A 26,957-nucleotide genomic window follows, 5' to 3' on the forward strand; every position below is an offset into this window, starting at 1 on the left:
TGATTGACCACGGGGGCTGCCGCCCCTGATAGTGAGCCGTCGAACGGCTACATCAGGGGTGGGGACCACAGATGCAGGACAACGACGGGCAGTCCGTGCTGCCCGCATTCGAGCGTGCGCAGATGCTGCTGCGGGCCGGGGAGCTGGGGGCCGCCCGCCGCGAGGCGCAGGCCGCACTCGACGCGTACGGGCCGGATGCCGGGCTCTACCTGGTGCTCGGCCGGGCGCACGCCGCCGAGGACGAGGACGATCACGACCGGCACGCCGAGCGCGCCTACCGCACCGGCCTCGACGCCTTCCCCGACCACCTCGACCTGCTCGCCGCCTACGCCGAGTTCGGCCGGGCCGGCGATGCCATGGAGGAGCCGGGGCGGGTCGCCCGCGGCAAGGCGGCCGCGGACCGCGTGCGGGAGCTGGCCCCCGGCTCACCCCAGGCACGCGAGCTCGACGGGCCCGCGCGCACCGGCACCGCGCGGCGGCCCGGGGCCGCGGCCGTCCAGCGCCACGACGCCCGGATGGCCCTGGCCGAAGGCGTGGACGCCCGCACCGCCGCCGGCCAGGCCGCGCAGGCGGCCGACGCCTGGCCGTACGACCGCCGCCTCGCCGTACGCGCCGAGACGCTGGCCGCGCTGGCCCGGCCGGGCGCGGTGCTCGCGCGGGCCCGGGTGCGGGCGCCGTACCTGTATGCGGCGGCCGTGGCGGTCCTCGGCAGCGCGCTCGCCCTCGGCGTACCGGCCCTGGACCTGCCCACGCCCACGACCTTCGCCGCCGCGGCGGCCCTGCTGCCCGGCCTGCAGGAACGGCGGCTGCTGCGCCGAGCCCGCGCCCGGGCCGCGGCCCGCCTGCCCGTCGACTACCGCGAACCGGCACCGGGCGCGCCCGAGATCCCGCCGGCCACGGGGCGGGAGATGGTGGTCGCGGTCCTCTCCGCGGTGGTGGCGCTCGGGGCGCTGGCCGGGTCGCTCGGGTGGAGTGCGGCGAAGGCGGCGGAGTATCCGCGTTACGAGGCTTCGGTGCCGGAGTCGTACAGGGGGATGCCCTTGCGTGACGACGGTACGGCGGCCGCCATCCTGGACTTCCAGCTGGACGAAGCGTCCCTGCCGTCGGGAGTCCGACCCTTCTCCGGGATCTACGAGGACCAGGAGACCGGCAGCAGACTTGTCCTCATCGGGGTGACCGGGGATCTGCACGACGAAGATCCGGACAGGTTCTTCGAGGGGATGTTCGAGGGTTTCGACCGCCCCGGCTCCGAGCGGACGGACCAGTGGAGTGCCGACCCCGGTGAGCTCGGGGGCCGTATGGAGTGCGTGACGGCCGAGATGGCGGCCGGCGGCTCCACGACGTGCATGTGGCTCGACAAGGGCAGCATGGGCACGGTCATGACCGGTGCGTATCCCGACGGCGACCACAGCACCCTGCCCCGCATCGCGCGCGACCTCCGCGAAGCAACCCTCCGCCCCACCGACCCGGGCGCCGCCTGACGACCGCTCCCTTGCGATCAGGCGCGCGATGCGTCCAGCACGACGCGTCCCGCACGATGAGTTCCGCGCGCCGATACGGTCAGCCCTGCATGACGACCCCCTTGCGCACCCTCCTCCAGCGCCACGTCGACGAAGGCACCCTGCCCGGTGCCGTGGCGCTGATCGCCCGCGGGGACCGGATCCAGGTCGAGGCGGTCGGGGCCGCGACCCTCGGTTCCGGTCCGGCGATGGCCCGCGACACGCTCTTCCGTATCGCCTCGATCACCAAGCCCGTCATGGCCGCGGCCGTCCTCATGCTGATCGAGGACGGCCGGATCGGACTGGACGACCCCGTCGCGCGCTGGCTCCCCGAGCTGGAGAAACCGCAGGTCGTCCGCACCCCGGACGCACCGCTCGCCGACACCGTGCCGGCGGTGCGGCCCATCACGGTGCGCATGCTGCTCGACTTCACGGCCGGCTACGGCTTCTCCTCGGACTTCACCCACCCCGCGACCGGCCCGCTCTTCGGCGCACTGCGCCAGGGCCCGCCGCGGCCGCAGGAAGTTGCCGCCCTCGATGCGTGGATGGCGGCCCTCGCGCGGATTCCGCTGCTGCACCAGCCGGGGGAGACCTGGCTCTACAACACCTGCTCGGAGCTGCAGGGCGTCCTCGTCGAACGGGTCACAGGAGGCCCGCTCGACGCCTTCCTGGCCGAGCGGATCTTCGAGCCCCTCGGCATGAAGGACACCGGATTCTGCGTGCCCGCAGCGGACTTGGGCCGCTTCGCCTCGTACTACCGCACCGGCACCGAAGGCTTCGAGCTGGTGGACGCGCCGGACGGACAGTGGAGCACGCGGCCCGCCTTCCTCTCCGGCGCGGGCGGCCTCGTCTCGACCGTCGACGACTGGCACGCCTTCGCCCGTCTGCTGCTCGCGGACGGCGTCACCGACGACGGCCGGCGGCTCCTGAGCGGCGCGTCGGTGCGCGCGATGCGCACCGACCAGCTCACCGCGGCCCAGCGCGTGGGCAGCGACCTGTTCCTGGAGGGCCAGAGCTGGGGCTACGGCGGGGCGATCGACCTGGACGCGTCCCGGCAGGGGAGCCTCCCCGGGCGGTACGGCTGGGTCGGCGGCACGGGGACCTGTGCCCACCTCACCCCGGCCACGGGCCGGGTCGGCATTCTGCTGACCCAGGTCGAAGTGGGCGGGCCGACGCCGGCGACCCTCCTGCACGAGTTCTGGGAGCTGACGAACGAGACCTTCGCGACGGACGAGGGCTGAGGGCTGAACCAGCACCCTGCCCCGCGGGCCTAGTACGCGACCCCGACCCCCTGCTTCACCGTCGCCGGATCATCCACCATCGCGAGCATCGCGTGGGCGACGTCCGCCCGGCCGATGAAGCGCGCGCTGCGCGGATTGCCGCCGATCTCGCGGCGGTACGTGCCCGTCACCGGCTTGTCCTGCAGCCGCGGCGGCCGGACCGAGGTCCAGTCGGTCGCGCTGCGTGCCAGCTCGTCCTCCATCACGCGCAGATCGTCGTAGACCGCCTTGAGCACCCGGCCGACGATCCCGAGCATCAGCCGGTCCGCCACCGGTTCGCGCCGTGCGGGCTCGGGGGCCAGCGGTGCGGCGCTGACCACGAGCAGCCGTCGTACGCCCTCGGCCTCCATCGCGCGCAATACGGGGCGGGTCAGCCGTGCCGCGATGCCCGACTTCGCGTCCTGCATGCCGCGCGCGCCGAGCCCGGAGAGCACCGCGTCCCGTCCGGCGACCGCGGCCCGCAGCGCCTCCGGGTCGGACAGATCCGCGCGGAACACCTCCAGCCGCTCGCCCTGTACGGACAGCCGCGCGGGATCGCGTACGACAGCGGTGACCTGGTGTCCCGCGGCCAGCGCCTGGCGGACGATCTCCTGCCCGATCCCGCCGGTCGCGCCGAAAACAGTGATCTTCATGGCCTACCCCTCCTCGGGTGGGTGAGTATTCACTCACCCCTAGAGTGGGTAAGTACTCACTCACCCGTCAAGTCCGACGTCACGTCCGAACGGAGCCCCTGTGCAGAAACCGGCCAGAGCCCGCATCCTCGACGCCGCCCACGCGCTGATGCTCAGCGTCGGCCTGGCCCGCGCCACGACGAAGGCGATCGCGAAGGAGGCAGGCTGCTCGGAGGCCGCGCTCTACAAGCACTTCACGAGCAAGGAGGACCTGTTCGTCACCGTCCTCAAGGAGCGCCTGCCCCGCCTCACCCCGCTCCTGCAGGAGCTCTCCGCGGACCCCACGGAGCGCACGCTCGAGGAGAACCTCGTCCGGATCGCGTACGAAGCGGCCCTGTTCTACGAGCAGAGCTTCCCGATCGCGGCCTCGCTCTATGCCGAGACCCAGCTCAAGAACCGCCACGAGGCGACCATGCGCGAGATGGGCACGGGCCCGCACATGCCGATCGTCGGTGTCGACGGCTATCTGCGCGCGGAACAGGCCGCCGGCCGGATCCGCCCCGACGCGGACACCCACGCGGCCGCGTCCCTGCTGCTCGGCGCCTGCGCCCAGCGCGCGTTCGCGTACGACGCGGCGGGCCCGTTCCCGCCCCCGCCGGCCGAGGACTTCGCCCGCGCGCTCGTGCGCACGCTGCTGGCCGGAATCAGCTAGCCAGCCACGCGTCCACGTCGGCGAGCATCTTCTGCCGTACGTCCTCGGGCGCGGCCGAGGCCCGCACCGACTGCCGTGCCAGCTCGGCCAGTTCGGCATCGGTGAAGCCGTGGAACTCGCGCGCCAGCTCGTACTGCGCCGCGAGCCGCGAGCCGAAGAGCAACGGGTCGTCGGCGCCGAGCGCCATCGGCACCCCCGCCTCGAACAGCGTCCTGAGCGGCACGTCCTCGGGCTTCTCGTACACCCCGAGCGCGACATTCGACGACGGGCAGACCTCGCAGGTCACACCCCGGTCCGCGAGCCGCTTCAGAAGCCGCGGGTCCTCGGCGGCCCGCACCCCGTGCCCGATCCGCGCGGCATGCAGATCGTCCAGGCAGTCCCGTACGGACGCGGGCCCGGTCAGCTCACCACCGTGCGGCGCGGCGAGCAGCCCGCCCTCGCGCGCGATCGCGAAGGCCCGGTCGAAGTCCCGCGCCATGCCCCGGCGTTCGTCGTTGGAGAGCCCGAACCCGACGATGCCACGGTCCGCGTACCGCACCGCGAGCCGCGCCAGCGTGCGGGCATCGAGCGGGTGCTTCATCCGGTTCGCGGCGACGAGCACGCGCATCCCGAGCCCGGTCTCGCGCGAGGCGGTCTCCACCGCGTCGAGGATGACCTCAAGGGCGGGGATCAGACCACCGAGCCGAGGGGCGTACGAGGTCGGATCGACCTGGATCTCCAGCCACCCCGACCCGTCCGCGAGATCCTCCTGCGCGGCCTCGCGCACCAGCCGCTGGATGTCCTCGGGGTCCCGCAGACACGACCGCGCCATGTCGTACAGGCGCTGGAAGCGGAACCAGCCGCGCTCGTCGGTGGCCCGCAGTTTCGGTGGCTCGCCGCCGGTCAGCGCCTCGGGGAGATGCACCCCGTGCTTGTCGGCCAGTTCGAGCAGCGTCGTGGGCCGCATCGACCCGGTGAAGTGCAGATGCAGATGGGCCTTCGGCAACAGTCGTACGTCCCGTACACGCTCCATCCCAAGATCCTGCCGTACGTACCCCGCGTCCCGGTAGCCGCTTTCTCCCAACGAGTAATTGCCCGAACGCACGAACGGGCCCCCGGCCGAAGCCGGAGGCCCGCTCGAACCGGAAGAAGTCAGCGCGCCTCGGCGAGCAGCTTCTGGATCCGCGAGACACCCTCGACCAGGTCCTCGTCACCCAGGGCGTACGACAACCGCAGGTAGCCCGGCGTGCCGAAGGCCTCGCCCGGGACCACGGCGACCTCGACCTCGTCGAGGATCAGCGCGGCGAGCTCGACGGAGGTCTCCGGGCGCTTGCCGCGGATCTCCTTGCCGAGCAGGCCCTTCACCGAGGGGTACGCGTAGAAGGCGCCCTCGGGCGTCGGGCACAGGACACCGTCGATCTCGTTGAGCATCCGGACGATGGTCTGGCGGCGGCGGTCGAACGCGGTGCGCATCTCGTGCACGGCCGACAGATCACCGGACACGGCGGCGATGGCGGCGGCCTGCGAGACGTTCGCGACGTTGGACGTGGCGTGCGACTGCAGGTTGGACGCGGCCTTGATGACGTCCTTGGGGCCGATGACCCAGCCCACGCGCCAGCCCGTCATCGCATACGTCTTGGCGACACCGTTGACGATGATGCACTTGTCGCGCAGCTCGGGCACGACCACCGGCAGGGACACGAACTCGGCGTCCCCGTACACGAGGTGCTCGTAGATCTCGTCGGTCAGGACCCACAGGCCCTTCGACGCGGCCCAGCGGCCGATCTCCTCGACCTGCTCGCGCGTGTAGACGGCGCCGGTCGGGTTGGAGGGGGAGACGAAGAGCAGCACCTTGGTGTTCTCGGTGACGGCCGCTTCGAGCTGCTCGACCGAGACCCGGTAGCCGGTCGTCTCGTCCGCGGTCACGAACACCGGGACACCGCCCGCGAGCTGGATCGACTCGGGGTACGTCGTCCAGTACGGGGTGGGCACGATGACCTCGTCGCCCGGGTCGAGGATCGTGGCGAAGGCCTCGTAGATGGCCTGCTTGCCACCGTTGGTGACGAGGACGTTGGCCGCCTCGACCTCGTAGCCCGAGTCGCGCAGCGTCTTCGCGGCGATGGCGGCCTTGAGCTCCGGCAGACCCCCCGCCGGCGTGTACCGGTGGAACTTCGGGTTCTTGCAGGCCTCGGCGGCGGCCTCGACGATGTAGTCCGGGGTCGGGAAGTCCGGCTCGCCCGCGCCGAAGCCGATCACCGGCCGGCCGGCGGCCTTGAGGGCCTTGGCCTTGGCGTCGACGGCGAGGGTCGCGGACTCGGAGATCGCTCCGATCCGGCGGGAGATACGGCGTTCGGTGGGAGAGGTTGCAGCGCTCATGCGCCCCATCGTTCCAGACCCGCGGAGCCCCGAGCACATGAGTTCCGAAGAGCGGACAGCGGCCTGGACACCGTGCCCGCGCAGCCGTCCGACTGCCTGCGAACAGGTATCTGTTCGACGGCAGGGCCCGGACCACGTACACTCATCCCTCGTTGGCCTTCACCGGCCGCTCCCACATCACGCACCGCGTGTTCCCGTTGGGATGCGGTACGTTGGGGGAAATCAAAGGGTCGTAGCTCAATTGGTAGAGCACCGGTCTCCAAAACCGGCGGTTGGGGGTTCAAGTCCCTCCGGCCCTGCTACACACTCCATCGCCAGGATGTGTGCGCATGTACGTACTGCAAAGCACCGCCGTGCGGCTCTCCCGGGCGCGGCACGGCCACGACCCGGAATCAGGTGAAAACGAGTGACGGACGCCGTGGGCTCCATCGACACGCCTGATGCCCCGGACGAGGCGGCCGAGTCCAAGAAGAAGGCCCGCAAGGGCGGCAAGCGCGGCAAGAAGGGCCCTCTGGGCCGGCTCGCGCTCTTCTACCGCCAGATCGTCGCGGAACTCCGCAAGGTGGTCTGGCCGACTCGCAGCCAGCTGACGACATACACCACAGTGGTGATTGTCTTCGTTGTCATCATGATCGGCTTGGTGACCGTGATTGACTATGGCTTCTCCGAAGCCGTCAAGTACATCTTCGGTTAGAAGCCCAGCGACAAGGACGCCGTTATCCCCGGCGTCCCTTTCGCGCGTTCCACCCCCATATGTAGCCAGGAAGAAGCAGCCACAGTGTCTGACCCGAACCTGAACGACGCCAGCGAGTCGATCGAGTCCGTAGAGGACCAGCTCGACATCGTCGAGGCGGCGGACTCCGTGGACCCGGACCAGGCCGAGGCTGCCGACGCCGCCGCGGGCGAGGCTGCCGAAGAGGCCGCCGTGCACATCGAGGACGAGGCCGCCGAGGACGAGCTCGACGAGGCCGTCGCCGAGACGGAGGCCGACGAGGCCGCCGCCGAGGAGGACGAGGCCGAGGCCGAGGAGTCCGAGCCGGTCGACCCGATCGCCGCCCTGCGCGACGAGCTCCGCACCCTCCCCGGCGAGTGGTACGTCATCCACACGTACGCCGGTTACGAGAACCGCGTGAAGACCAACCTCGAGCAGCGCGCCGTCTCGCTGAACGTCGAGGACTTCATCTTCCAGGCCGAGGTGCCGCAGGAAGAGGTCGCGCAGATCAAGAACGGCGAGCGCAAGACGATCAAGCAGAACAAGCTGCCTGGTTACGTGCTCGTCCGCATGGACCTCACGAACGAGTCCTGGGGCGTCGTCCGCAACACCCCGGGTGTCACCGGCTTCGTGGGCAACGCCTACGACCCGTACCCGCTGACCCTGGACGAGATCGTCAAGATGCTCGCCCCGGAGGCCGAGGAGAAGGCCGCCCGCGAGGCCGCCGAGGCCGAGGGCAAGCCGGCTCCCGCCCGCAAGGTCGAGGTCCAGGTCCTCGACTTCGAGGTCGGCGACTCGGTCACCGTCACCGACGGCCCGTTCGCGACGCTGCAGGCGACCATCAACGAGATCAACGCCGACTCGAAGAAGGTCAAGGGCCTCGTCGAGATCTTCGGCCGCGAGACCCCGGTCGAGCTCAGCTTCGACCAGATCCAGAAGAACTAGCCGGAAACGGCAGCTACTGGGCACACCGCTTCCGAACAGGTCAGATGGGCTCGCAAAAGCCCGTCTGACCTGCTCGGTTTTTAGCCGCGCATGGATACCCGTTATCGTTGTGCGGTATGCCTCCATCCGGATGATCGGATGCGGGCAGTTCACTCTCACTAGGACCCGGAGAGAGCAATGCCTCCCAAGAAGAAGAAGGTCACGGGGCTGATCAAGCTCCAGATCCAGGCCGGTGCCGCCAACCCGGCTCCGCCGGTCGGCCCCGCGCTGGGTCAGCACGGCGTCAACATCATGGAGTTCTGCAAGGCCTACAACGCTGCGACCGAGTCGCAGCGTGGCTGGGTGATCCCGGTGGAGATCACGGTCTACGAGGACCGTTCCTTCACCTTCATCACCAAGACTCCGCCGGCCGCCAAGATGATCCTCAAGGCCGCGGGCATCGAGAAGGGCTCCGGCGAGCCGCACAAGACCAAGGTCGCCAAGATCACCCTGGCGCAGGTCCGCGAGATCGCCGAGACCAAGATGGCCGACCTCAACGCGAACGACCTGGACGCCGCGTCCAAGATCATCGCGGGTACCGCCCGTTCCATGGGCGTCACGGTCGAGGGCTGATCACACCCCCCGTAAGACCTTTCAAGTGGTAGGGCCGCGCTGGCCCGCACCACGACTCCAAACCTGAACCTCAGGAGCAGATGTGAAGCGCAGCAAGACTCTCCGCGCTGCGGACGCCAAGATCGACCGGGACAAGCTCTACGCCCCGCTCGAGGCCGTCCGTCTCGCCAAGGAGACCTCCGCGACGAAGTTCGACGGCACCGTCGAGGTCGCCTTCCGCCTGGGTGTCGACCCGCGCAAGGCCGACCAGATGGTCCGCGGCACCGTTAACCTCCCGCACGGCACCGGCAAGACCGCCCGGGTCCTGGTCTTCGCGACCGGTGACCGTGCTGCGGCTGCGGAAGCCGCCGGCGCCGACATCGTCGGCTCCGACGAGCTCATCGACGAGATCTCGAAGGGCAACCGCCTCAACGAGTTCGACGCCGTCGTCGCCACCCCGGACCTCATGGGCAAGGTCGGCCGCCTCGGCCGCGTCCTCGGCCCGCGTGGTCTCATGCCCAACCCGAAGACCGGCACCGTGACGCCCGACGTCGCCAAGGCGGTCAACGAGATCAAGGGCGGCAAGATCGAGTTCCGCGTCGACAAGCACTCGAACCTGCACTTCATCATCGGCAAGGTGTCCTTCGACGACACCAAGCTGGTGGAGAACTACGCGGCGGCCCTGGAGGAGATCCTCCGTCTGAAGCCGTCCGCCGCCAAGGGCCGCTACATCAAGAAGGCCGGCATCACCACCACAATGGGCCCCGGTATCCCGGTCGACCCGAACCGCACCCGCAACCTCCTCGTCGAGGAGGACCCGGCCGCGGTCTGAGCCTCGCGCTCATAGCTGGTCATTGCCCGGCACCGGCAGCTCTTCGGAGCTGTCGGTGCCGGGTTTTTGCGTTTCTGGCTGTCACACGTCTCGGATACGTTGACGGTCAACACACAGGCATCAGTGGGGGGTTCCACCGTGAGCACGTACAAGCGCATCGGGCTGGCCGTCGTCTCGGCTGCCGCGCTGGTCGCCGTGGCCGGCTGTCAGGGCTCCGAGACGGGCGGCAAGGCCGCCGACAAGGCGGCGCCCAGGGTCAAGTCGCGGGCGAGCGCGATCGAGGCCCTGACGGTCGCGTACGAGAAGACGGCCGAGGCGAAGTCCGCCAAGGTCGAGATGACCATGTCGATGCCGGCCGGCCTGGACGGCGGCGGTGACATGAAGATGTCCGGCGTCATGGGCTGGGACCCGGCCGTGATGGACATGACGATGACGGGCTCCGCGCTCACCGCGGGCGACCCGGACGCCCCGGACCAGATCCGCATGGTCATGCAGGACGACGTCATGTACATGGACATGGGCGAGAAGGCGCCGGCCGAGATGGACGGCAAGCGCTGGATGAAGATGGACTTCGGCGCCATCGCCGACAAGATGGCCGAGGAGGGTGCCGACCCGCAGATGCAGAAGGCGCTCACGGGCGGCATGGACAACATGAACCAGGACCCGGCCCAGCAGATGGCCCTGCTCCTGGAGTCGCCCAGCCTCAAGCACCTCGGCAGCGAGACCGTGGCCGGCCAGAAGACGGACCACTACAAGGGCAAGCTCACGGTCAAGGAGATGCTCGAGGCCAACAAGTCCTTCGACTTCCTCGAGGGCGAGGACCGCGACGAGCTCCTGAAGAACGTCGAGAAGTCCGGCATCGAGGGCTACGACACCGAGGTCTGGGTCAACAAGGACGGCTACCCGGTCAAGATGGACGTCGGCATGGAGACCCCGCAGGGCACCGTCGAGATCAACCAGACGTTCTCGGACTACGGCGCGAAGGCCGCCGTCGAGGTCCCGTCCGACTCCGAGACCTTCGACATGCTGAAGATGCTCGAGGAGCTGGAGCAGGCCGGCGGCATGGAGGGCTGACAGCCCCCTGAATCCGCGGTCGGGCCGGGCGCATCGTAGGTGCTCCCGGCCCGATTTGCTCGACAAGCATCCGTTCGCGTACTCTTCCGGAGAAGCCAAAGACCGCTGGTCGTTGTCGTGTGCCCCTCGTGGGAACACGACGGCCGAAGGATCCGCCAACTGCGGACGACCTGCGCAGGTGACTGTGGAAGTGTTCCCGGCTCGTTCGAAAGAACGGTATCCGGTAGAGCCCATGCCCCGTGCGCCTGCGCCGGGGCGTTTTTCATTGTGCAGCCTTCTCCACGTGCCTGATTCAGGCGGTCCGGCGACGTGCGGCTGATCGAGAGGTCAGTCGAAGTTTCATCACCCCGGAAGGAGGCCGAGGCACATGGCGACGACCGAGAAGGTCACAGCTGTCGAGGAGATCACGCGCGATCTGCGCAACTCCAACGCCGCTGTTGTCACCTCGTACACCGGACTCAGCGTGGCGCAGCTCAAGCAGCTGCGCCGTTCTCTCGGCGAGAACGCTCAGTACCGAGTGGTGAAGAACACGCTGACCAAGATCGCGGCCCAGGAGGCCGGGATCTCTGCGCTGGACGAGCACCTCAAGGGCTCGACGGCCGTTGCCTTCGTTACCGGTGATCCGGTCGAGGCGGCGAAGGGTCTTCGTGACTTCGCCAAGGACAACCCCGCTCTCGTCATCAAGGGCGGTGTCCTTGATGGCAAGGCGCTGTCCGCCGACGAGATCAAGAAGCTTGCGGACCTCGAGTCCCGCGAGGTTCTGCTCGCCAAGCTGGCGGGCGCCATGAAGGGCAAGCAGACCCAGGCTGCTCAGGTCTTCCAGGCGCTCCCGTCGAAGTTCGTCCGCACCGCGGAGGCGCTTCGTGCCAAGCAGGCCGAGCAGGGCGGTGCCGAGTAATTCGGCTCGCGTCATGACCGTCGCCCCGTAGGGGCACCGGTCGCAGCGGGCCCGAAAGTACGCCCGCCACTCATGTAACTCCGGCACCAGCCGAATTAGTGGAAGGACGCCATCATGGCGAAGCTGTCCCAGGACGACCTGCTCGCGCAGTTCGAAGAGATGACCCTCATCGAGCTCTCCGAGTTCGTGAAGGCCTTCGAGGAGAAGTTCGACGTCACCGCCGCCGCGGCCGTCGCCGTTGCCGGCCCCGCCGCCGGTGCCCCGGCCGCCGAGGCCGCTGCCGAGCAGGACGAGTTCGACGTCATCCTCACCGGCGCCGGCGACAAGAAGATCCAGGTCATCAAGGTCGTGCGTGAGCTGACCTCGCTGGGTCTGAAGGAGGCCAAGGACCTCGTCGACGGCACCCCGAAGCCGGTCGTCGAGAAGGTCGCCAAGGACGTCGCGGAGAAGGCTGCCGAGTCCCTCAAGGCCGCCGGCGCCTCCGTCGAGGTCAAGTGACTCGACTGAGTCGGCAGACTCTTTCGCGTAGTTGAGCCCTCTGGGCTGTAACGCGCACACACTGAAGGGCGATCACCCATATGGGTGGTCGCCCTTCGGCGTTCCTGTGACGGCTGCCTTGCGCCGACGGTGCGGCCGAGTATGGTGATCTTCGTTGTGCTCTCCCAGGCCCCCCAAGGCTCCCGGGTGACGATCTCCACGGGACAGGGGGCCTTGACGAACCGCACGCAGCGCGCAATTCTCAGGACGCGTCGTCACATCGATCCGGATCCGAGGCATGGATCGAAGACGAACTGGGCAGTGTGGATATGCGTCCACCGGCGAGGGGTCTGCCGGGGACGTCACAACAGCAGCATGACGAGGTGTTCGTGGGTCGGTCGAAAACCCGCACTGGACATCAGTGGGCCTAGTGGCTACACTGACCCTTTGCGCTGCCTGTTAGCTGCCTCCTGCCCGTCACCAGGGGCATACCCACGCTTGAGCATCGTCGGCCGACCTTCCCTGACCTGGGGTTTTCTGTCGACGCGTTCAGTTTGGGACCGGTACGCGCGTAGTGAGTCCGAGCCCTCGGAAGGACCCCCTCTTGGCCGCCTCGCGCACTGCCTCGACCGCGATTACGAACAACGGCGCAAGCACCGCCCCGCTGCGCATCTCCTTTGCAAAGATCAAGGAGCCCCTCGAGGTTCCGAACCTGCTCGCGCTGCAAACCGAGAGCTTTGACTGGCTGCTCGGCAACACCGCTTGGCAGAGTCGGGTCGAGGCCGCTCTGGAATCAGGTCAGGACGTCCCCACCAAGTCCGGTCTGGAGGAGATCTTCGAGGAGATCTCCCCGATCGAGGACTTCTCCGGGTCGATGTCGCTGACCTTCCGCGACCACCGCTTCGAGCCTCCGAAGAACTCGATCGACGAGTGCAAGGAGCGCGACTTCACGTACGCGGCCCCGCTCTTCGTCACCGCCGAGTTCACCAACAACGAGACCGGCGAGATCAAGTCCCAGACGGTCTTCATGGGCGACTTCCCGCTCATGACGAACAAGGGCACCTTCGTGATCAACGGCACCGAGCGTGTCGTTGTCTCGCAGCTGGTCCGCTCGCCCGGTGTCTACTTCGACTCGTCGATCGACAAGACGTCCGACAAGGACATCTTCTCGGCCAAGATCATCCCGTCCCGGGGTGCCTGGCTCGAGATGGAGATCGACAAGCGCGACATGGTCGGTGTCCGCATCGACCGCAAGCGCAAGCAGTCCGTCACCGTTCTGCTCAAGGCTCTCGGTTGGACGACCGAGCAGATCCTCGAGGAGTTCGGCCAGTACGAGTCCATGCGCGCCACCCTGGAGAAGGACCACACCCAGGGTCAGGACGACGCGCTGCTCGACATCTACCGCAAGCTGCGCCCGGGCGAGCCCCCGACGCGTGAGGCCGCGCAGACGCTGCTCGAGAACCTCTACTTCAACCCGAAGCGCTACGACCTCGCGAAGGTCGGCCGCTACAAGGTGAACAAGAAGCTCGGTGCCGAGGAGCCCCTCGACGCCGGCGTTCTCACCACCGACGACGTCATCGCGACCATCAAGTACCTGGTCAAGCTGCACGCCGGTGAGACCGAGACCGTCGGTGCCTCGGGCCGCGAGATCGTCGTCGAGACCGACGACATCGACCACTTCGGCAACCGTCGTATCCGTAACGTCGGCGAGCTCATCCAGAACCAGGTCCGTACGGGCCTGGCGCGTATGGAGCGCGTCGTGCGTGAGCGCATGACGACCCAGGACGTCGAGGCGATCACCCCGCAGACCCTGATCAACATCCGCCCTGTGGTGGCGTCGATCAAGGAGTTCTTCGGTACGTCGCAGCTGTCGCAGTTCATGGACCAGAACAACCCGCTGTCGGGGCTGACGCACAAGCGTCGTCTGAACGCCCTCGGCCCGGGTGGTCTGTCCCGTGAGCGGGCCGGCTTCGAGGTCCGTGACGTGCACCCCTCGCACTACGGCCGCATGTGCCCGATCGAGACGCCCGAAGGCCCGAACATCGGTCTGATCGGTTCGCTCGCCTCGTACGGCCGGATCAACCCCTTCGGTTTCATCGAGACGCCTTACCGCAAGGTCGTCGACGGTGTCGTCACCGACGAGGTCGACTACCTGACCGCCGATGAGGAAGACCGTTTCGTCATCGCGCAGGCCAACGCGCCGCTGAACGACGACTTCCAGTTCGTCGAGAACCGCGTCCTGGTCCGCCGTCGTGGCGGCGAGGTCGACTACGTCCCCGGTGACGACGTCGACTACATGGACGTCTCGCCGCGCCAGATGGTGTCGGTCGCGACCGCGATGATCCCGTTCCTCGAGCACGACGACGCCAACCGCGCGCTCATGGGCGCGAACATGATGCGTCAGGCCGTGCCGCTCATCAAGGCCGAGGCGCCGCTGGTCGGTACGGGCATGGAGTACCGCTGTGCCGTCGACGCCGGTGACGTCATCAAGGCCGAGAAGGACGGTGTCGTCCAGGAGGTTTCCGCCGACTACGTGACGGTGACCAACGACGACGGCACCTACACCACGTACCGCGTCGCCAAGTTCTCGCGCTCCAACCAGGGCACCTCGGTCAACCAGAAGGTTGTCGTGGACGAGGGCGCCCGCGTGATCGAGGGCCAGGTCCTGGCCGACGGTCCCGCGACCGAGAACGGCGAGATGGCGCTCGGCAAGAACCTGCTGGTCGCGTTCATGCCGTGGGAGGGTCACAACTACGAGGACGCGATCATCCTGTCGCAGCGCCTCGTGCAGGACGACGTCCTCTCCTCGATCCACATCGAGGAGCACGAGGTCGACGCCCGTGACACCAAGCTCGGCCCGGAGGAGATCACCCGGGACATCCCGAACGTCTCCGAGGAGGTCCTCTCGGACCTCGACGAGCGCGGCATCATCCGGATCGGTGCCGAGGTCGTCGCCGGCGACATCCTCGTCGGCAAGGTCACGCCCAAGGGTGAGACCGAGCTGACCCCGGAGGAGCGTCTGCTCCGCGCGATCTTCGGTGAGAAGGCGCGCGAGGTCCGTGACACCTCCCTGAAGGTGCCGCACGGCGAGACCGGCAAGGTCATCGGCGTCCGCGTCTTCGACCGTGAGGAGGGCGACGAGCTGCCGCCGGGCGTGAACCAGCTGGTTCGTGTCTACGTGGCGCAGAAGCGCAAGATCACGGACGGTGACAAGCTCGCCGGCCGTCACGGCAACAAGGGTGTCATCTCCAAGATCAACCCGATCGAGGACATGCCGTTCCTCGAGGACGGCACCCCGGTCGACATCATCCTCAACCCGCTGGGTGTCCCGTCCCGAATGAACCCGGGTCAGGTCCTGGAGATCCACCTCGGCTGGCTCGCCAGCCGCGGCTGGGACGTCTCCGGCCTCGCGGACGAGTGGGCGCAGCGCCTGCAGGCCATCGAGGCCGACCAGGTGACCCCCGGCACCAACGTCGCCACCCCGGTGTTCGACGGTGCGCGTGAGGACGAGCTCGCCGGCCTCTTCGAGCACACCCTGCCCAACCGCGACGGTGACCGTCTGGTCCTGCCGTCCGGCAAGGCGCGGCTGTTCGACGGCCGCTCGGGCGAGCCGTTCCCCGACCCGATCTCGGTCGGCTACATGTACATCCTGAAGCTGCACCACCTGGTCGACGACAAGCTCCACGCCCGTTCGACCGGTCCGTACTCGATGATCACCCAGCAGCCGCTCGGTGGTAAGGCGCAGTTCGGTGGTCAGCGCTTCGGTGAGATGGAGGTGTGGGCGCTTGAGGCTTATGGCGCCGCGTACGCGCTCCAGGAGCTCCTGACGATCAAGTCCGATGACGTCACCGGCCGTGTGAAGGTCTACGAGGCCATCGTCAAGGGCGAGAACATCCCCGAGCCGGGCATTCCCGAGTCCTTCAAGGTGCTCATCAAGGAAATGCAGTCGCTCTGCCTCAACGTGGAGGTGCTGTCCTCGGACGGTATGTCCATCGAGATGCGCGACACGGACGAGGACGTCTTCCGCGCTGCGGAAGAGCTCGGTATCGACCTGTCCCGGCGCGAGCCGAGCAGCGTCGAAGAGGTCTGACGGGTTCCCCGCCACCCGGCCCACCCGGCCGGGTGGCGGGACCCCGGACCCCGTACAGACCATTGAATCGCGCCTATATCTCGCTATCGCGAGGTGGCACAACCCTGAGAGGGATTGACGCATAGTGCTCGACGTCAACTTCTTCGACGAGCTCCGGATCGGCCTGGCCACCGCTGACGACATCCGTCAGTGGAGCCACGGTGAGGTCAAGAAGCCCGAGACCATCAACTACCGCACGCTCAAGCCCGAAAAGGACGGACTCTTCTGCGAGAAGATCTTCGGTCCGACCCGGGACTGGGAGTGCTACTGCGGCAAGTACAAGCGCGTCCGCTTCAAGGGCATCATCTGTGAGCGCTGTGGCGTCGAGGTCACGCGCGCCAAGGTGCGCCGTGAGCGGATGGGCCACATCGAGCTTGCCGCTCCCGTCACGCACATCTGGTACTTCAAGGGCGTCCCGTCGCGCCTGGGTTACCTGCTCGACCTCGCGCCGAAGGACCTGGAAAAGGTCATCTACTTCGCCGCGTACATGATCACGTTCGTGGACGAGGAGCGTCGTACCCGCGACCTGCCGTCCCTGGAGGCCCACGTCTCCGTCGAGCGTCAGCAGATCGAGCAGCGCCGTGACGCGGACCTCGAGGCCCGCGCCAAGAAGCTCGAGACCGACCTGGCCGAGCTCGAGGCCGAGGGTGCCAAGGCCGACGTGCGCCGCAAGGTGCGCGAAGGTGCCGAGCGCGAGATGAAGCAGCTGCGTGACCGTGCGCAGCGCGAGATCGACCGTCTCGACGAGGTGTGGAACCGCTTCAAGAACCTCAAGGTCCAGGACCTCGAGGGCGACGAGCTGCTCTACCGCGAGCTGCGTGACCGCTTCGGCACGTACTTCGACGGCTCGATGGGTGCCGCTGCTCTGCAGAAGCGCCTGGAGACCTTCGACCTCGATGAGGAGGCCGAGCGCCTCCGCGAGATCATCCGTACCGGCAAGGGCCAGAAGAAGACCCGTGCGCTCAAGCGCCTCAAGGTCGTCTCCGCGTTCCTCACCACGAACAACAGCCCCAAGGGCATGGTCCTGGACTGCGTCCCGGTCATCCCGCCGGACCTGCGTCCGATGGTGCAGCTGGACGGTGGCCGCTTCGCGACCTCCGACCTGAACGACCTGTACCGCCGTGTGATCAACCGCAACAACCGTCTGAAGCGACTCCTCGACCTCGGTGCGCCCGAGATCATCGTGAACAACGAGAAGCGCATGCTTCAGGAGGCCGTGGACGCGCTGTTCGACAACGGCCGTCGTGGCCGTCCGGTCACCGGTCCGGGTAACCGCCCGCTCAAGTCCCTCAGCGACATGCTGAAGGGCAAGCAGGGTCGTTTCCGTCAGAACCTTCTCGGTAAGCGTGTGGACTACTCCGCGCGTTCCGTGATCGTCGTCGGTCCGCAGCTGAAGCTGCACCAGTGCGGTCTGCCCAAGGCCATGGCGCTGGAGCTCTTCAAGCCGTTCGTGATGAAGCGTCTGGTCGACCTGAACCACGCGCAGAACATCAAGAGCGCCAAGCGCATGGTGGAGCGCGGCCGCACGGTCGTGTACGACGTCCTCGAAGAGGTCATCGCCGAGCACCCGGTTCTCCTGAACCGTGCTCCCACCCTGCACCGCCTCGGCATCCAGGCCTTCGAGCCGCAGCTGGTCGAGGGCAAGGCCATCCAGATCCACCCGCTCGTCTGCACCGCGTTCAACGCGGACTTCGACGGTGACCAGATGGCCGTGCACCTGCCGCTCTCCGCGGAGGCGCAGGCCGAGGCCCGCATCCTGATGCTGTCCTCGAACAACATCCTCAAGCCCGCCGACGGCCGTCCGGTGACGATGCCGACGCAGGACATGGTCCTGGGTCTGTTCTTCCTCACCACCAGCGGCGAGATGCGCGACACCAAGGGCGAGGGCCGTTCCTTCACCTCCGTCGCCGAGGCCACCATGGCCTTCGACGCCGGCGAGCTCGCGCTGCAGTCGAGCGTCGACATCCGCTTCCCGGTGGGCACCATCCCGCCGCGTGGCTGGGTGCCGCCGGTCGCCGAGGAAGGCGAGCCGGAGTACCAGCCCGGTGACAGCTTCCGTCTGAAGACCACGCTCGGCCGTGCGCTCTTCAACGAGCTGCTGCCCGAGGACTACCCCTTCGTCGACTACGAGGTCGGCAAGAAGCAGCTCGGCGAGATCGTCAACGACCTCGCGGAGCGCTACCCCAAGGTCATCGTGGCGGCGACGCTCGACAACCTGAAGGCGGCGGGCTTCTACTGGGGTACCCGTTCGGGTGTCACCGTGGCCATCTCCGACGTCGTCGTGCCCGAGGCCAAGAAGGCCATCGTCGCGGGTTACGAGGCGCAGGACGAGAAGGTCCAGAAGCAGTACGAGCGCGGTCTGATCACCAAGCAGGAGCGCACGCAGGAGCTCATCACCATCTGGACCAAGGCGACCAACGAGGTTGCCGAGGCGATGAATGAGAACTTCCCCAAGACGAACCCCATCTTCATGATGGTTGACTCGGGTGCCCGAGGAAACATGATGCAGATGCGTCAGATCGCCGGTATGCGTGGTCTGGTGTCGAACGCCAAGAACGAGACGATTCCGCGTCCCATCAAGGCGTCCTTCCGTGAGGGCCTCTCCGTACTCGAGTACTTCATCTCGACGCACGGTGCCCGTAAGGGTCTGGCGGACACCGCCCTGCGTACCGCCGACTCGGGTTACCTGACCCGTCGTCTGGTGGACGTCTCGCAGGACGTGATCATCCGCGAGGAGGACTGTGGCACCGACCGCGGTCTGAAGCTGCGGATCGCCGAAAAGGGCGCCGACGGCGTGCTGCGCAAGACCGAGGACGTCGAGACCTCCGTCTACGCCCGCATGCTCGCCGAGGACGTCGTCATCGACGGCAAGGTCATCGCGCCGGCCAACGTCGACCTCGGTGACGTGCTCATCGACGCCCTGGTCGCCCACGGTGTCGAGGAGGTCAAGACCCGCTCGGTCCTGACCTGTGAGTCCGCGGTCGGCACCTGTGCCTTCTGCTACGGCCGTTCGCTCGCCACCGGCAAGCTGGTCGACATCGGTGAGGCGGTCGGCATCATCGCCGCCCAGTCCATCGGTGAGCCCGGTACCCAGCTGACGATGCGTACCTTCCACACCGGTGGTGTGGCCGGTGACGACATCACCCAGGGTCTGCCCCGTGTCGTCGAGCTCTTCGAGGCTCGTACGCCGAAGGGTGTCGCCCCGATCTCCGAGGCCGCGGGCCGTGTCCGCATCGAGGAGACCGAGAAGACCAAGAAGCTCGTCGTCACCCCGGACGACGGCAGCGACGAGACGGCGTTCCCGATCTCGAAGCGTGCCCGTCTGCTCGTGGGCGAGGGCGACCACGTCGAGGTCGGCCAGAAGCTGACCGTGGGTGCCACCAACCCGCACGACGTGCTGCGCATCCTCGGCCAGCGTGCGGTGCAGGTGCACCTGGTCGGCGAGGTCCAGAAGGTCTACAACTCGCAGGGTGTGTCGATCCACGACAAGCACATCGAGATCATCATCCGGCAGATGCTGCGCCGTGTGACGATCATCGAGTCCGGCGACGCGGAGCTGCTGCCGGGCGAGCTCGTCGAGCGCTCGAAGTTCGAGACCGAGAACCGTCGTGTGGTCACCGAGGGCGGTCACCCCGCCTCCGGCCGTCCGCAGCTGATGGGTATCACCAAGGCCTCGCTGGCGACGGAATCCTGGCTGTCGGCCGCCTCCTTCCAGGAGACGACCCGAGTCCTGACGGACGCGGCGATCAACGCCAAGTCCGACAGCCTCGTCGGCCTCAAGGAGAACGTCATCATCGGTAAGCTCATCCCGGCCGGTACGGGCCTCGCCCGCTACCGCAACATCCGGGTGGAGCCGACCGAGGAGGCCAAGGCCGCGATGTACTCGGCCGTCGGCTACGACGACATCGACTACTCGCCGTTCGGCACCGGGTCCGGCCAGGCTGTTCCGCTGGAGGACTACGACTACGGGCCGTACAACCAGTAGGACGTCGGTCCACGTCTGAACTGAAGGGCGCCCACTCCGCTTCGGCGGGGTGGGCGCCCTTTGGCGTTGAGGTACGTCGGTGCGTGAATGTGGTGTCCGACACACCCCTTTGCTGCTGCTACTTCTTGATCGCTTCCCTGGGGGCGGTCAGGGGCCACAAAGAGGGCTTTTACGGATGCCTTGGATGTCCATTTGCCGCCAACCCGGCATTTCAGATCCGGGCATTCGGTGAATACCAGGAGAGTTGTGCAGCCCAACATTAAAATTTCGCGCGAAACGTCGATTTGCTTGCGGGACAGGATATCGGCCGTTAACATTCCGCCTTTCGCTTTGGCTGCGTGAGTTGTGGGCCTAATGTGAACGCCGCTGACGGGCGAGTCCGGCGGGGGGTGTGAGAACACGGCGCCGGGTCTCGGGACCCGAGCTCCTGTTTTCATCACCAGCTGGGGGGACTAGCTGTGTCCACACTCTCCATCGTCATTCCCGCGTTGAACGAGGCCGAGAATCTGCCGCATGTGTTCGCGACGATTCCCGTCGACGAACTCACCGTGCTGGGCTGGGGGGTTGAGATCGTCATCGCCGACAACGGCTCGACCGACGGCACCGCGGCCATCGCCGAGTCCTACGGCGCGCGCGTCGTGCACCAGCCGCTGCGCGGCTACGGCAACGCGTACAAGGCCGGCATCTCCGCGGCCCGCGGCGATGTCATCGCCACCGGCGATGCCGACTGCACCTATCCCTTCGACGATCTGCCGAGGCTGCTCGGCATCGTCGAGGAGCACCGGATCGAGTTCCTCAACACGAACCGGCTCGGCCGCGAGAACCGTACGGCCATGAAGCCCTCGCACACGGTCGCCAACCACGCGCTCAGCCTGCTCAGCCGCAAGCTCTTCAAGAGCGAGATGCGGGACTCGCAGAGCGGGATGTGGGTCTTCCGCCGCTACATCTGGGAGAGCCTCAAGGTCACCTCCGACGGCATGGGCTTCTCGCAGGAGATCAAGAACGCCGCCGTACGCGAGGGCTTCCGCTGCCTCGAAGTGCCCATCGAGTACCGGCCGCGCGGAGGCGAGGTCAAGCTGAACGCGTTCTCCGACGGTGTGTCCAATCTCGCCCAGCTCTTCCGTCACCGGCTCAAGGACAATGCACTGCGGACGCAGACCCGTGCGCAGTGGCGCGAGCGCTCCACCAGACCCGTTCCGCCCCCGCTGATGCCCCGACAGCGGACGGCGGGATCGCAGGCGATGCACGAGAGCCCGCAACCGGCCACGGAGACGGGAAGTCTCTAGAGAGCAGGGCGGGTTGCCCTGGAACGAAGGACACGATGCGCACCGACACAGCACGCACACGGCGACGCGGCAGAGGCGGCCGGACCGGCCGCCGGGGTCGTCCGGCGGTCTGGCCTGTCGTGTTCGCGCTCGTGCTGGCGGCCGGCGGTTTTGCCGCGTGGTCGAGTCCGACGGTCCGTGAGGAGCTCGCCAACTCCTTCACGCGTCAGGACAAGCCGCTCGTGGAGCTCTACTTCATCGAACTCCCGTCGAGCAGCGGCGGGAAGCTGCGGGCGCAGGTCGCCGTCACCCCGCACGGCGACGTGCCCCCGGCCGGCCCGTCCTCGCGCGAGCGGGCAGCGGGTGCGCCCAAGGCGGCACCCGGCACCTTCGTCCTGAAGACGGAGGCCGGCCGCGGCGGCAAGACCCTGGCCACCGGATGGGTCACGGTGCGCGCCGCCGACGGGCGGCCGGGCGTCGTCGACGTCGCCGTGCCGGAGGCGAAGAACGCCGACACGCTGCGCGTCACCGTGACGGGCAGGTCCGAGTACATAGTCGGCCGACTGGAGTCCGACGGGTGAGCGTGCAGAAGGAGCCGGCGCACATGGGCCGCAGAGTCATCCAGGTCACCCCCTACTATCCGCCGGCGCTCGGCGGTCTGGAGCGGGTGGTCTCGCATCTGTCGCGTGAACTCGCACAGCGGCACGAGGTGCACGTGGTGACCACCGGTCTGCGGACCTCGGGTCTGCCCCGGCACAGCACCGAGGACGGCGTCCAGGTGCACCGGCTGCCCGCGCTCGAGGTGGCCAACACCGCGATATCGGCGGCGCTTCCGGTGCAGCTGGCCAAGGCCCGGCCCGGCGATCTCGTCCATCTGCACATCGCGCACGCCCTCGTCCCCGAACTCGTCTCCGCCGTCGCCGCCCTGCGGAAGGTGCCGTACATCGCGCACTTCCATCTCGACGTGGACGCCAGTGGCCCGCTCGGCCGGCTGCTGCCCTGGTACAAGCAGCACTTCCTCGGCCGGGTGCTGCGCCGCGCTGCGGCGGTGATCGCGCTGACGCCGGAGATGGCGGACTTCCTGGCAGAGCGGTACGAAGTGCCGCGCGAGCGGCTGCACATCGTGCCCAACGGGGTGTCCGACACCTACTTCATGCCGCCCCGACCCGCGCCGGAACATCCCCTGCGCCTGCTTTTCGTGGGACGGCTCTCCGTCCAGAAGAACGTGGCACGGCTTCTCGACTCCATGCCTCTGGTGCAGCGGGACGTGCGGCTGCGTCTTGTCGGTGATGGGGATCTGCGGGGCGAGCTCGAGGCCCAGGCGAACCGGCTCGGGCTGCGGAACGTGGAGTTCGCAGGGTCGCTGCACGGGGACGATCTGGTGAAGGCCTACGCGGACAGCGACGCCTTCGTGCTGCCGTCCGACAAGGAAGGCATGCCGCTCGTGCTCCTTGAGGCGATGGCGGCGGGCCTTCCGGTGATCGCCACCGATGTGCCGGGGAACCGCGAGCTCGTGACCGGCACCGGTCTGCTCGCCGCGCCCGAACCGGCCGCGCTGGCACGGCAGATCGATGTGCTCGCGGGCGACGGGGAGCTGTGGCGCGACCTGGCCGCGCGCAGCGCGCGGGTGGCAGCCGAGCTGAGCTGGGGCCGGGTCGCGGAGCGCGTCGAGCGCGTCTACGACGAGGTCCTGCCGTGACGTATCCGCAGAGTCGGGGCGGCCCTCCGGGGCCACCGCCCCATCAGGGCGCGCCGCCCGGGTACGGCCGTCGTCCCGGGGCGTATGACGGCGGGCAGCACGCCGGTCCCGGCCACGCGTACAGCGGCGGTCCGTACGACGGGGATCCTGGTCCGTACGGCGGTGGCCCGGGTCCGTACGGCGGTGGTCCGCGCTCCGGCCCGAATGGCGACGCATACCGCGACGACTATCGCGACGACCTGTACCGGGGCGACCCGTATCGCGAGGACTCGTACCGCGAGGACGCGTACCGAGACGACGCGTACCGCAGCGACCCGCATGACGACGGCCGGCGCCACGGCGACCGACACGACCCCGATGCCCCCGGCCCGCGCTCCCGTCCCTCCCGCCGTCGCGACGAGCACCGCGGCCCGGGCGGGCGTGGCCTGCCCGGGCTCGGGGTGCTGCTGGCCGCCGGGTGCTGCGCCGCGGCGGTCCTGCTTCCCGGCGTACCGTCCCTGGCCCGGCTGCTCGCGGGGCTGTACGTGCTCTTCGGCGCACCGCTCCAGCTGTGGCGGCCGCTCGCCCGTCGGATCGTTCCGACCGGCAGCGCGGGCACGCTGGTCGCGGTGGGCCTCGTCGTGCTGCAGGACATGCTGGTGGCGCTCGCCGTGAACACGGTGCTGCCCCTGGCGGGCAACGACAGGCCGCTGACCACAGGCCCGCTCACGGCGGCGAGCCTCGTCGCTCTCGCCGCGCTGTGGTTCTTCCGGTGGAAGTACGCCCCCGGGCACAGCGCGGGCGTGTTCGCCAGGGCGTCGGACCTGTGGCGGCTCGCCCGTGCGACGCCGGGCCTCGGTGTCGTGACGGTCGCGGGCGGTGTCACCGTCATCTGCTCGATCGCCGGGGCGATCCGGCTCAACAACGGGTATGGCGGCGCGGTCAGTGTCGTGGCCAGCGTCCTCGGCGGCGCCCTGCTGTTGCTGCTGTCGATGAAGCGGCGCAAGTACCATCTGAGCGCGCTCGAGACCGGGCTCTACCTGGCGACGCTCGGCCTGCTGCTGCTCGCGTCGCTGCGCGGCTGGTTCATCACCGGGCACGACGTCCAGACCGAGTACCTCTTCTTCCGGATCGCGCTGGGCGGCGAGTACTGGGACGTCTCCACGTACAGCCACGCGTACAACGCCTGTCTGAGCATCACGCTGCTTCCTGTCAGCATCCGCCAGCTCACCGGCATCGACGACATCTACATCTTCAAGGCGATCATCCCGGCGCTGTTCGCCCTGACGCCCGTCATGCTGTTCCGCTCGGTGCGCAACGTGTCACGGCGTTCGGTCGCCCTGCTCGCGGCCGTCTTCTTCGTGGCCTTCCCGACCTTCCTGACCGACATGGTCTACCTGGGCCGGCAGGCCATCGCCTTCGTGCTGCTCGGCGGCGCGATCGTGGCACTCACCGACAGCCGCGGCCCGCGCCGGGCCCGCAGGGTGCTCTTCACGGTGCTCCTGATCGGTGTGATCCTGGCGCACTACTCGACGGGTTACGTGGTCATCGGGACCCTGGCCCTCGCGGTCTTCTACGACAAGGTGTGGCGTCTGCTGTCGCGCCGCAGCCGGCTGCGGCAGCGCAAGCGGCGGCGCGAGGACCGGATGCTGTCCTTCATCCAGTGGTGGATGGTGCTCGTGCCCGCGGTGGCCGCCCTGGTGTGGGCGGGGCCGGTCACGCACACCGGCGGCCAGCTGCATCTGACCGTGGGCCAGGCGGTCTCGGACCTCCTCGCGCCCTCGGAGAAGAAGTCCGGCTCCTCCGACACCGGTTACAGCCTGTTCGGCGGCAAGCAGCTCTCGGCACAGGAGCGGCTCGAGGAGTACGTGAAGCAGGCGGAGGCCGACTCCACGAAGCAGCGGGGGCATCTGCTGCTCACGGAGAAGGAGCTCGACGGCATCGACTGGACCGCCGTGTCCACCGCGGACATGCCGCTCACGGCACCCGGCCAGATCCTCGATGTGTTCGGTGTGCCGGTGCACTCCGTCAATGCGGCGGTGCGCGCCGCCAGCGCGTACTTCTTCCAGCTGATGACCGTGCTCGGGGTCTGGGTGGTGCTCAAGGCGCGCCGCTCGGCCTTCCGTGCCGTGCGCGACCAGACGACGATGGCGCTGGCCGCGCTGAGCGCCGTCGCGCTGTTCACCGTCGTGCCACAGCTCTCGGTCGACTACGGCGTGCTGCGCGCCTTCCAGCAAGGTCTGTTCTTCTGCGCGCCGTTCCTGGCCGCGGGCACGCTCTGGACCCTGCGCCGGGCCGGACCCCGCAAGGAGGGGCTCAGCGCGGTGCTCACGTTCTGCCTGCTCCTGAACCTCATCGGCGTGATGCCGAAGGCACTCGGCGGCTACCCGGCCCAGATCCAGCTGTCCAACGCCGGTGACTACTACGACATCTACTACACGCAGGCCCCCGAGGTGCAGGCCGCGCTGTGGCTCGACGCCTGGAAGCGGGCGAGCAAGGACACGACGCCGGTGCAGATGGACGAGTTCTCGTACACGCGCCTCAAGCCGCACATGGAATCCGGTGCGTCGTTCGTCAGTACGCCGGTGTGGCTGGAGAAGGACGCCTATCTGGTGCTCGGTACGACCCCGACCCGCACCGGACGGATGACGATCTTCTACCGGGGCGACCGCATCACGTACGAGTTCCCGCGGGAGCTGATCGAGAAGAAGAAGGACCTGGTGTACAACAACGGCGGTTCGGTGGTGCTGAGATGACCGGTTCGGTGCGGCGTGTGCTCTTCGTCAGCCACTTCTATCCGCCCCACATGGGCGGCATCGAGCGCGTGGTGCAGGCCGAGGCCGTACGGCTGGCCCGGCTCGGCCTGGACGTCACCGTGGTGACCTCCGGCGAGCGCAGCTCCGAGACCGTCGAGGACGGGGTACGGGTCGTCCGTGTGCGGGCATGGAACGGGTTCGAGTCCCGCCTCGGCGTGCCGTTCCCGCTGTTCGGCCCGGGCCTGATGCGCACGATGAAGGTCTGGGCACGCCGGTCGGACGTCGTGCACCTCCACGACACCTTCTACCTGACCTCGTGGGCCGGTGCCTTCGCCGCCCGCCGGGCCCGTCGCCCCTGGCTCGTCACCCAGCATGTCGAGCTGGTCGACCACCCGTCGAAGCTCGTCACGGCGGTCCAGCGGGCCGTGTACCGGCTGGCGGGCGCGCGCATCTGGCGCGGTGCCCGCACCGTGTTCACCCTCAACGACCGTGTCGCCGGCTTCGTGCGCGGCCATGGCGTCGCGGCGGAGCGGATGCGGCATCTGCCGAACGGGGTCGACACGGAGCTGTACCGGCCGCGCCAGGACGATCTCGAACAGCGCGGGATACGCGCCGAGTTCGGGCTCCCGGCCGACCGTCCGCTCGCGCTGTTCGCCGGCCGGCTCGTACCGAAGAAGGGGTACGACATCGCGCTCGCGGCGCGTGCGCTGACCGACGGCTTCGACCTGGTCCTCGCCGGTGGCGGCGACGCCTCGGCCGCGACGGGGGGCGAAGGGGTGCACTACGTCGGCGCCCTGCCGCCCGAGCGGCTCGCCCGCCTCTACCGTGCCTGCGACATGTTCGTCCTGCCGTCCGTGGCGGAGGGCTTCCCGCTGTCGGTGCAGGAGGCGATGGCCTCCGGTCTGCCGGTGGTGACGACACCCGACCCCGGCTACGCGCCGTACGGCCTCGACACGGAACGGTTCGTGTTCGCCGAGCGCACCCCGCAGCAGGTCGCGGCCGCGCTCTCCCGGCTGGCGGCCGATCCGACGCTGCGCACGGAGATGGCGAAGTACTCGGCGCAGTACGCGCAGTCCGCGTTCTCGTGGGACACGCATGCGCAGAGCCTGATCGAGCAGTACGAGGAAGCGGCGGAGCCCGTACGAAGGTGAGTGAGGG

The 26,957-nt window shown here is 68.4% G+C and carries 20 protein-coding genes and 1 tRNA gene; 18 read left to right on the forward strand and 3 right to left on the reverse strand.

Annotated elements, in window-relative coordinates; all coding sequences use genetic code 11:
- The first annotated feature begins 71 nt into the window (after nucleotides 1-71).
- Complete coding sequence (locus tag ACIBI4_RS08085; RefSeq protein WP_399202812.1) at nucleotides 72-1,481, forward strand: tetratricopeptide repeat protein; 1,410 nt, start codon at nucleotides 72-74, stop codon at nucleotides 1,479-1,481.
- A gap of 89 nt (nucleotides 1,482-1,570) precedes the next feature.
- Nucleotides 1,571-2,740 (forward strand): serine hydrolase domain-containing protein, encoded by a 1,170-nt coding sequence (locus ACIBI4_RS08090; protein WP_399202813.1) that lies wholly within the window; start codon nucleotides 1,571-1,573, stop codon nucleotides 2,738-2,740.
- 29 nt (nucleotides 2,741-2,769) lie between these two features.
- On the opposite strand, the gene ACIBI4_RS08095 is transcribed toward ACIBI4_RS08090, so the two are convergent.
- Nucleotides 2,770-3,411, reverse strand: coding sequence for an NAD(P)-dependent oxidoreductase (locus tag ACIBI4_RS08095; RefSeq protein ID WP_399202815.1), 642 nt, complete (start codon nucleotides 3,409-3,411; stop codon nucleotides 2,770-2,772).
- A gap of 100 nt (nucleotides 3,412-3,511) precedes the next feature.
- Here ACIBI4_RS08095 and ACIBI4_RS08100 point away from each other — a divergent pair, with 100 nt between their 5' ends.
- Nucleotides 3,512-4,102: a TetR/AcrR family transcriptional regulator gene (locus tag ACIBI4_RS08100; protein ID WP_399202816.1), complete on the forward strand. Its 591-nt coding sequence runs from the start codon at nucleotides 3,512-3,514 to the stop codon at nucleotides 4,100-4,102.
- On the opposite strand, the gene ACIBI4_RS08105 is transcribed toward ACIBI4_RS08100, so the two are convergent.
- On the reverse strand, nucleotides 4,095-5,114 hold the full coding sequence (locus tag ACIBI4_RS08105) for an adenosine deaminase (RefSeq protein WP_399202817.1): 1,020 nt from the start codon (nucleotides 5,112-5,114) through the stop codon (nucleotides 4,095-4,097). The genes ACIBI4_RS08100 and ACIBI4_RS08105 overlap by 8 nt on opposite strands.
- Nucleotides 5,115-5,233: 119 nt before the next feature.
- Nucleotides 5,234-6,457, reverse strand: a complete 1,224-nt coding sequence (locus ACIBI4_RS08110) for a pyridoxal phosphate-dependent aminotransferase (RefSeq protein ID WP_399202818.1) — start codon at nucleotides 6,455-6,457, stop codon at nucleotides 5,234-5,236.
- A 226-nt stretch (nucleotides 6,458-6,683) separates the two neighbouring features.
- Between ACIBI4_RS08110 and ACIBI4_RS08115 the strand changes: the two genes are divergently transcribed.
- The 15 genes from ACIBI4_RS08115 (at nucleotide 6,684) to ACIBI4_RS08185 (ending at nucleotide 26,950) form a co-directional block, all read left to right on the forward strand.
- Nucleotides 6,684-6,756: transfer RNA gene (locus tag ACIBI4_RS08115), tRNA-Trp, on the forward strand.
- A gap of 107 nt (nucleotides 6,757-6,863) precedes the next feature.
- Nucleotides 6,864-7,151 (forward strand): preprotein translocase subunit SecE, encoded by a 288-nt coding sequence (gene secE, locus ACIBI4_RS08120; protein WP_399202819.1) that lies wholly within the window; start codon nucleotides 6,864-6,866, stop codon nucleotides 7,149-7,151.
- 84 nt (nucleotides 7,152-7,235) lie between these two features.
- On the forward strand, nucleotides 7,236-8,114 hold the full coding sequence (nusG, locus tag ACIBI4_RS08125; RefSeq protein WP_399202820.1) for a transcription termination/antitermination protein NusG: 879 nt from the start codon (nucleotides 7,236-7,238) through the stop codon (nucleotides 8,112-8,114).
- A 177-nt stretch (nucleotides 8,115-8,291) separates the two neighbouring features.
- Nucleotides 8,292-8,726 carry a 50S ribosomal protein L11 gene (gene rplK, locus ACIBI4_RS08130; RefSeq protein WP_165331764.1) on the forward strand — a complete coding sequence of 145 codons (435 nt, stop codon included), beginning with the start codon at nucleotides 8,292-8,294 and terminating at the stop codon, nucleotides 8,724-8,726.
- 82 nt (nucleotides 8,727-8,808) lie between these two features.
- A complete protein-coding gene (gene rplA / locus ACIBI4_RS08135) occupies nucleotides 8,809-9,537 on the forward strand; it encodes a 50S ribosomal protein L1 (RefSeq protein ID WP_399202821.1) in 729 nt (242 codons plus the stop codon).
- Nucleotides 9,538-9,675: 138 nt separating this feature from the next.
- Nucleotides 9,676-10,611 (forward strand): hypothetical protein, encoded by a 936-nt coding sequence (locus ACIBI4_RS08140; RefSeq protein ID WP_399202822.1) that lies wholly within the window; start codon nucleotides 9,676-9,678, stop codon nucleotides 10,609-10,611.
- 367 nt (nucleotides 10,612-10,978) lie between these two features.
- Nucleotides 10,979-11,509, forward strand: coding sequence for a 50S ribosomal protein L10 (gene rplJ / locus ACIBI4_RS08145; RefSeq protein ID WP_399202823.1), 531 nt, complete (start codon nucleotides 10,979-10,981; stop codon nucleotides 11,507-11,509).
- 114 nt (nucleotides 11,510-11,623) lie between these two features.
- Nucleotides 11,624-12,007 carry a 50S ribosomal protein L7/L12 gene (rplL, locus tag ACIBI4_RS08150; RefSeq protein WP_399202824.1) on the forward strand — a complete coding sequence of 128 codons (384 nt, stop codon included), beginning with the start codon at nucleotides 11,624-11,626 and terminating at the stop codon, nucleotides 12,005-12,007.
- A gap of 583 nt (nucleotides 12,008-12,590) precedes the next feature.
- Nucleotides 12,591-16,076: a DNA-directed RNA polymerase subunit beta gene (gene rpoB, locus ACIBI4_RS08155; protein WP_399202825.1), complete on the forward strand. Its 3,486-nt coding sequence runs from the start codon at nucleotides 12,591-12,593 to the stop codon at nucleotides 16,074-16,076.
- A 124-nt stretch (nucleotides 16,077-16,200) separates the two neighbouring features.
- A complete protein-coding gene (locus ACIBI4_RS08160) occupies nucleotides 16,201-20,100 on the forward strand; it encodes a DNA-directed RNA polymerase subunit beta' (protein ID WP_399202826.1) in 3,900 nt (1,299 codons plus the stop codon).
- 458 nt (nucleotides 20,101-20,558) lie between these two features.
- Nucleotides 20,559-21,386 carry a glycosyltransferase family 2 protein gene (locus ACIBI4_RS08165; protein WP_399202827.1) on the forward strand — a complete coding sequence of 276 codons (828 nt, stop codon included), beginning with the start codon at nucleotides 20,559-20,561 and terminating at the stop codon, nucleotides 21,384-21,386.
- A gap of 119 nt (nucleotides 21,387-21,505) precedes the next feature.
- Nucleotides 21,506-21,946, forward strand: a complete 441-nt coding sequence (locus tag ACIBI4_RS08170; protein ID WP_399202828.1) for a hypothetical protein — start codon at nucleotides 21,506-21,508, stop codon at nucleotides 21,944-21,946.
- Nucleotides 21,947-21,969: 23 nt separating this feature from the next.
- A complete protein-coding gene (locus ACIBI4_RS08175; protein WP_399202829.1) occupies nucleotides 21,970-23,064 on the forward strand; it encodes a glycosyltransferase family 4 protein in 1,095 nt (364 codons plus the stop codon).
- On the forward strand, nucleotides 23,061-25,799 hold the full coding sequence (locus tag ACIBI4_RS08180; RefSeq protein WP_399202830.1) for a hypothetical protein: 2,739 nt from the start codon (nucleotides 23,061-23,063) through the stop codon (nucleotides 25,797-25,799). The genes ACIBI4_RS08175 and ACIBI4_RS08180 overlap by 4 nt, the downstream gene beginning before the upstream one ends.
- Nucleotides 25,796-26,950: a glycosyltransferase family 4 protein gene (locus tag ACIBI4_RS08185; RefSeq protein ID WP_399202831.1), complete on the forward strand. Its 1,155-nt coding sequence runs from the start codon at nucleotides 25,796-25,798 to the stop codon at nucleotides 26,948-26,950. The genes ACIBI4_RS08180 and ACIBI4_RS08185 overlap by 4 nt, the downstream gene beginning before the upstream one ends.
- The last annotated feature ends 7 nt before the right edge of the window (nucleotides 26,951-26,957 follow it).

Source organism: Streptomyces sp. NPDC050418, from assembly GCF_044458745.1.
Lineage (GTDB): Bacteria > Actinomycetota > Actinomycetes > Streptomycetales > Streptomycetaceae > Streptomyces.

Excerpts from the sequence above, each read along its gene's own strand:
- ACIBI4_RS08095 (WP_399202815.1), bottom strand. The coding sequence starts at position 3,411 with ATGAAGATCACTGTTTTCGGCGCGACCGGCGGGATCGGGCAGGAGATC.
- rplK (WP_165331764.1), top strand. The coding sequence starts at position 8,292 with ATGCCTCCCAAGAAGAAGAAGGTCACGGGGCTGATCAAGCTCCAGATC.
- rplL (WP_399202824.1), top strand. The coding sequence starts at position 11,624 with ATGGCGAAGCTGTCCCAGGACGACCTGCTCGCGCAGTTCGAAGAGATG.
- ACIBI4_RS08090 (WP_399202813.1), top strand. The coding sequence starts at position 1,571 with ATGACGACCCCCTTGCGCACCCTCCTCCAGCGCCACGTCGACGAAGGC.
- ACIBI4_RS08175 (WP_399202829.1), top strand. The coding sequence starts at position 21,970 with ATGGGCCGCAGAGTCATCCAGGTCACCCCCTACTATCCGCCGGCGCTC.
- ACIBI4_RS08085 (WP_399202812.1), top strand. The coding sequence starts at position 72 with ATGCAGGACAACGACGGGCAGTCCGTGCTGCCCGCATTCGAGCGTGCG.
- ACIBI4_RS08185 (WP_399202831.1), top strand. The coding sequence starts at position 25,796 with ATGACCGGTTCGGTGCGGCGTGTGCTCTTCGTCAGCCACTTCTATCCG.
- rplJ (WP_399202823.1), top strand. The coding sequence starts at position 10,979 with ATGGCGACGACCGAGAAGGTCACAGCTGTCGAGGAGATCACGCGCGAT.
- ACIBI4_RS08105 (WP_399202817.1), bottom strand. The coding sequence starts at position 5,114 with ATGGAGCGTGTACGGGACGTACGACTGTTGCCGAAGGCCCATCTGCAT.
- ACIBI4_RS08110 (WP_399202818.1), bottom strand. The coding sequence starts at position 6,457 with ATGAGCGCTGCAACCTCTCCCACCGAACGCCGTATCTCCCGCCGGATC.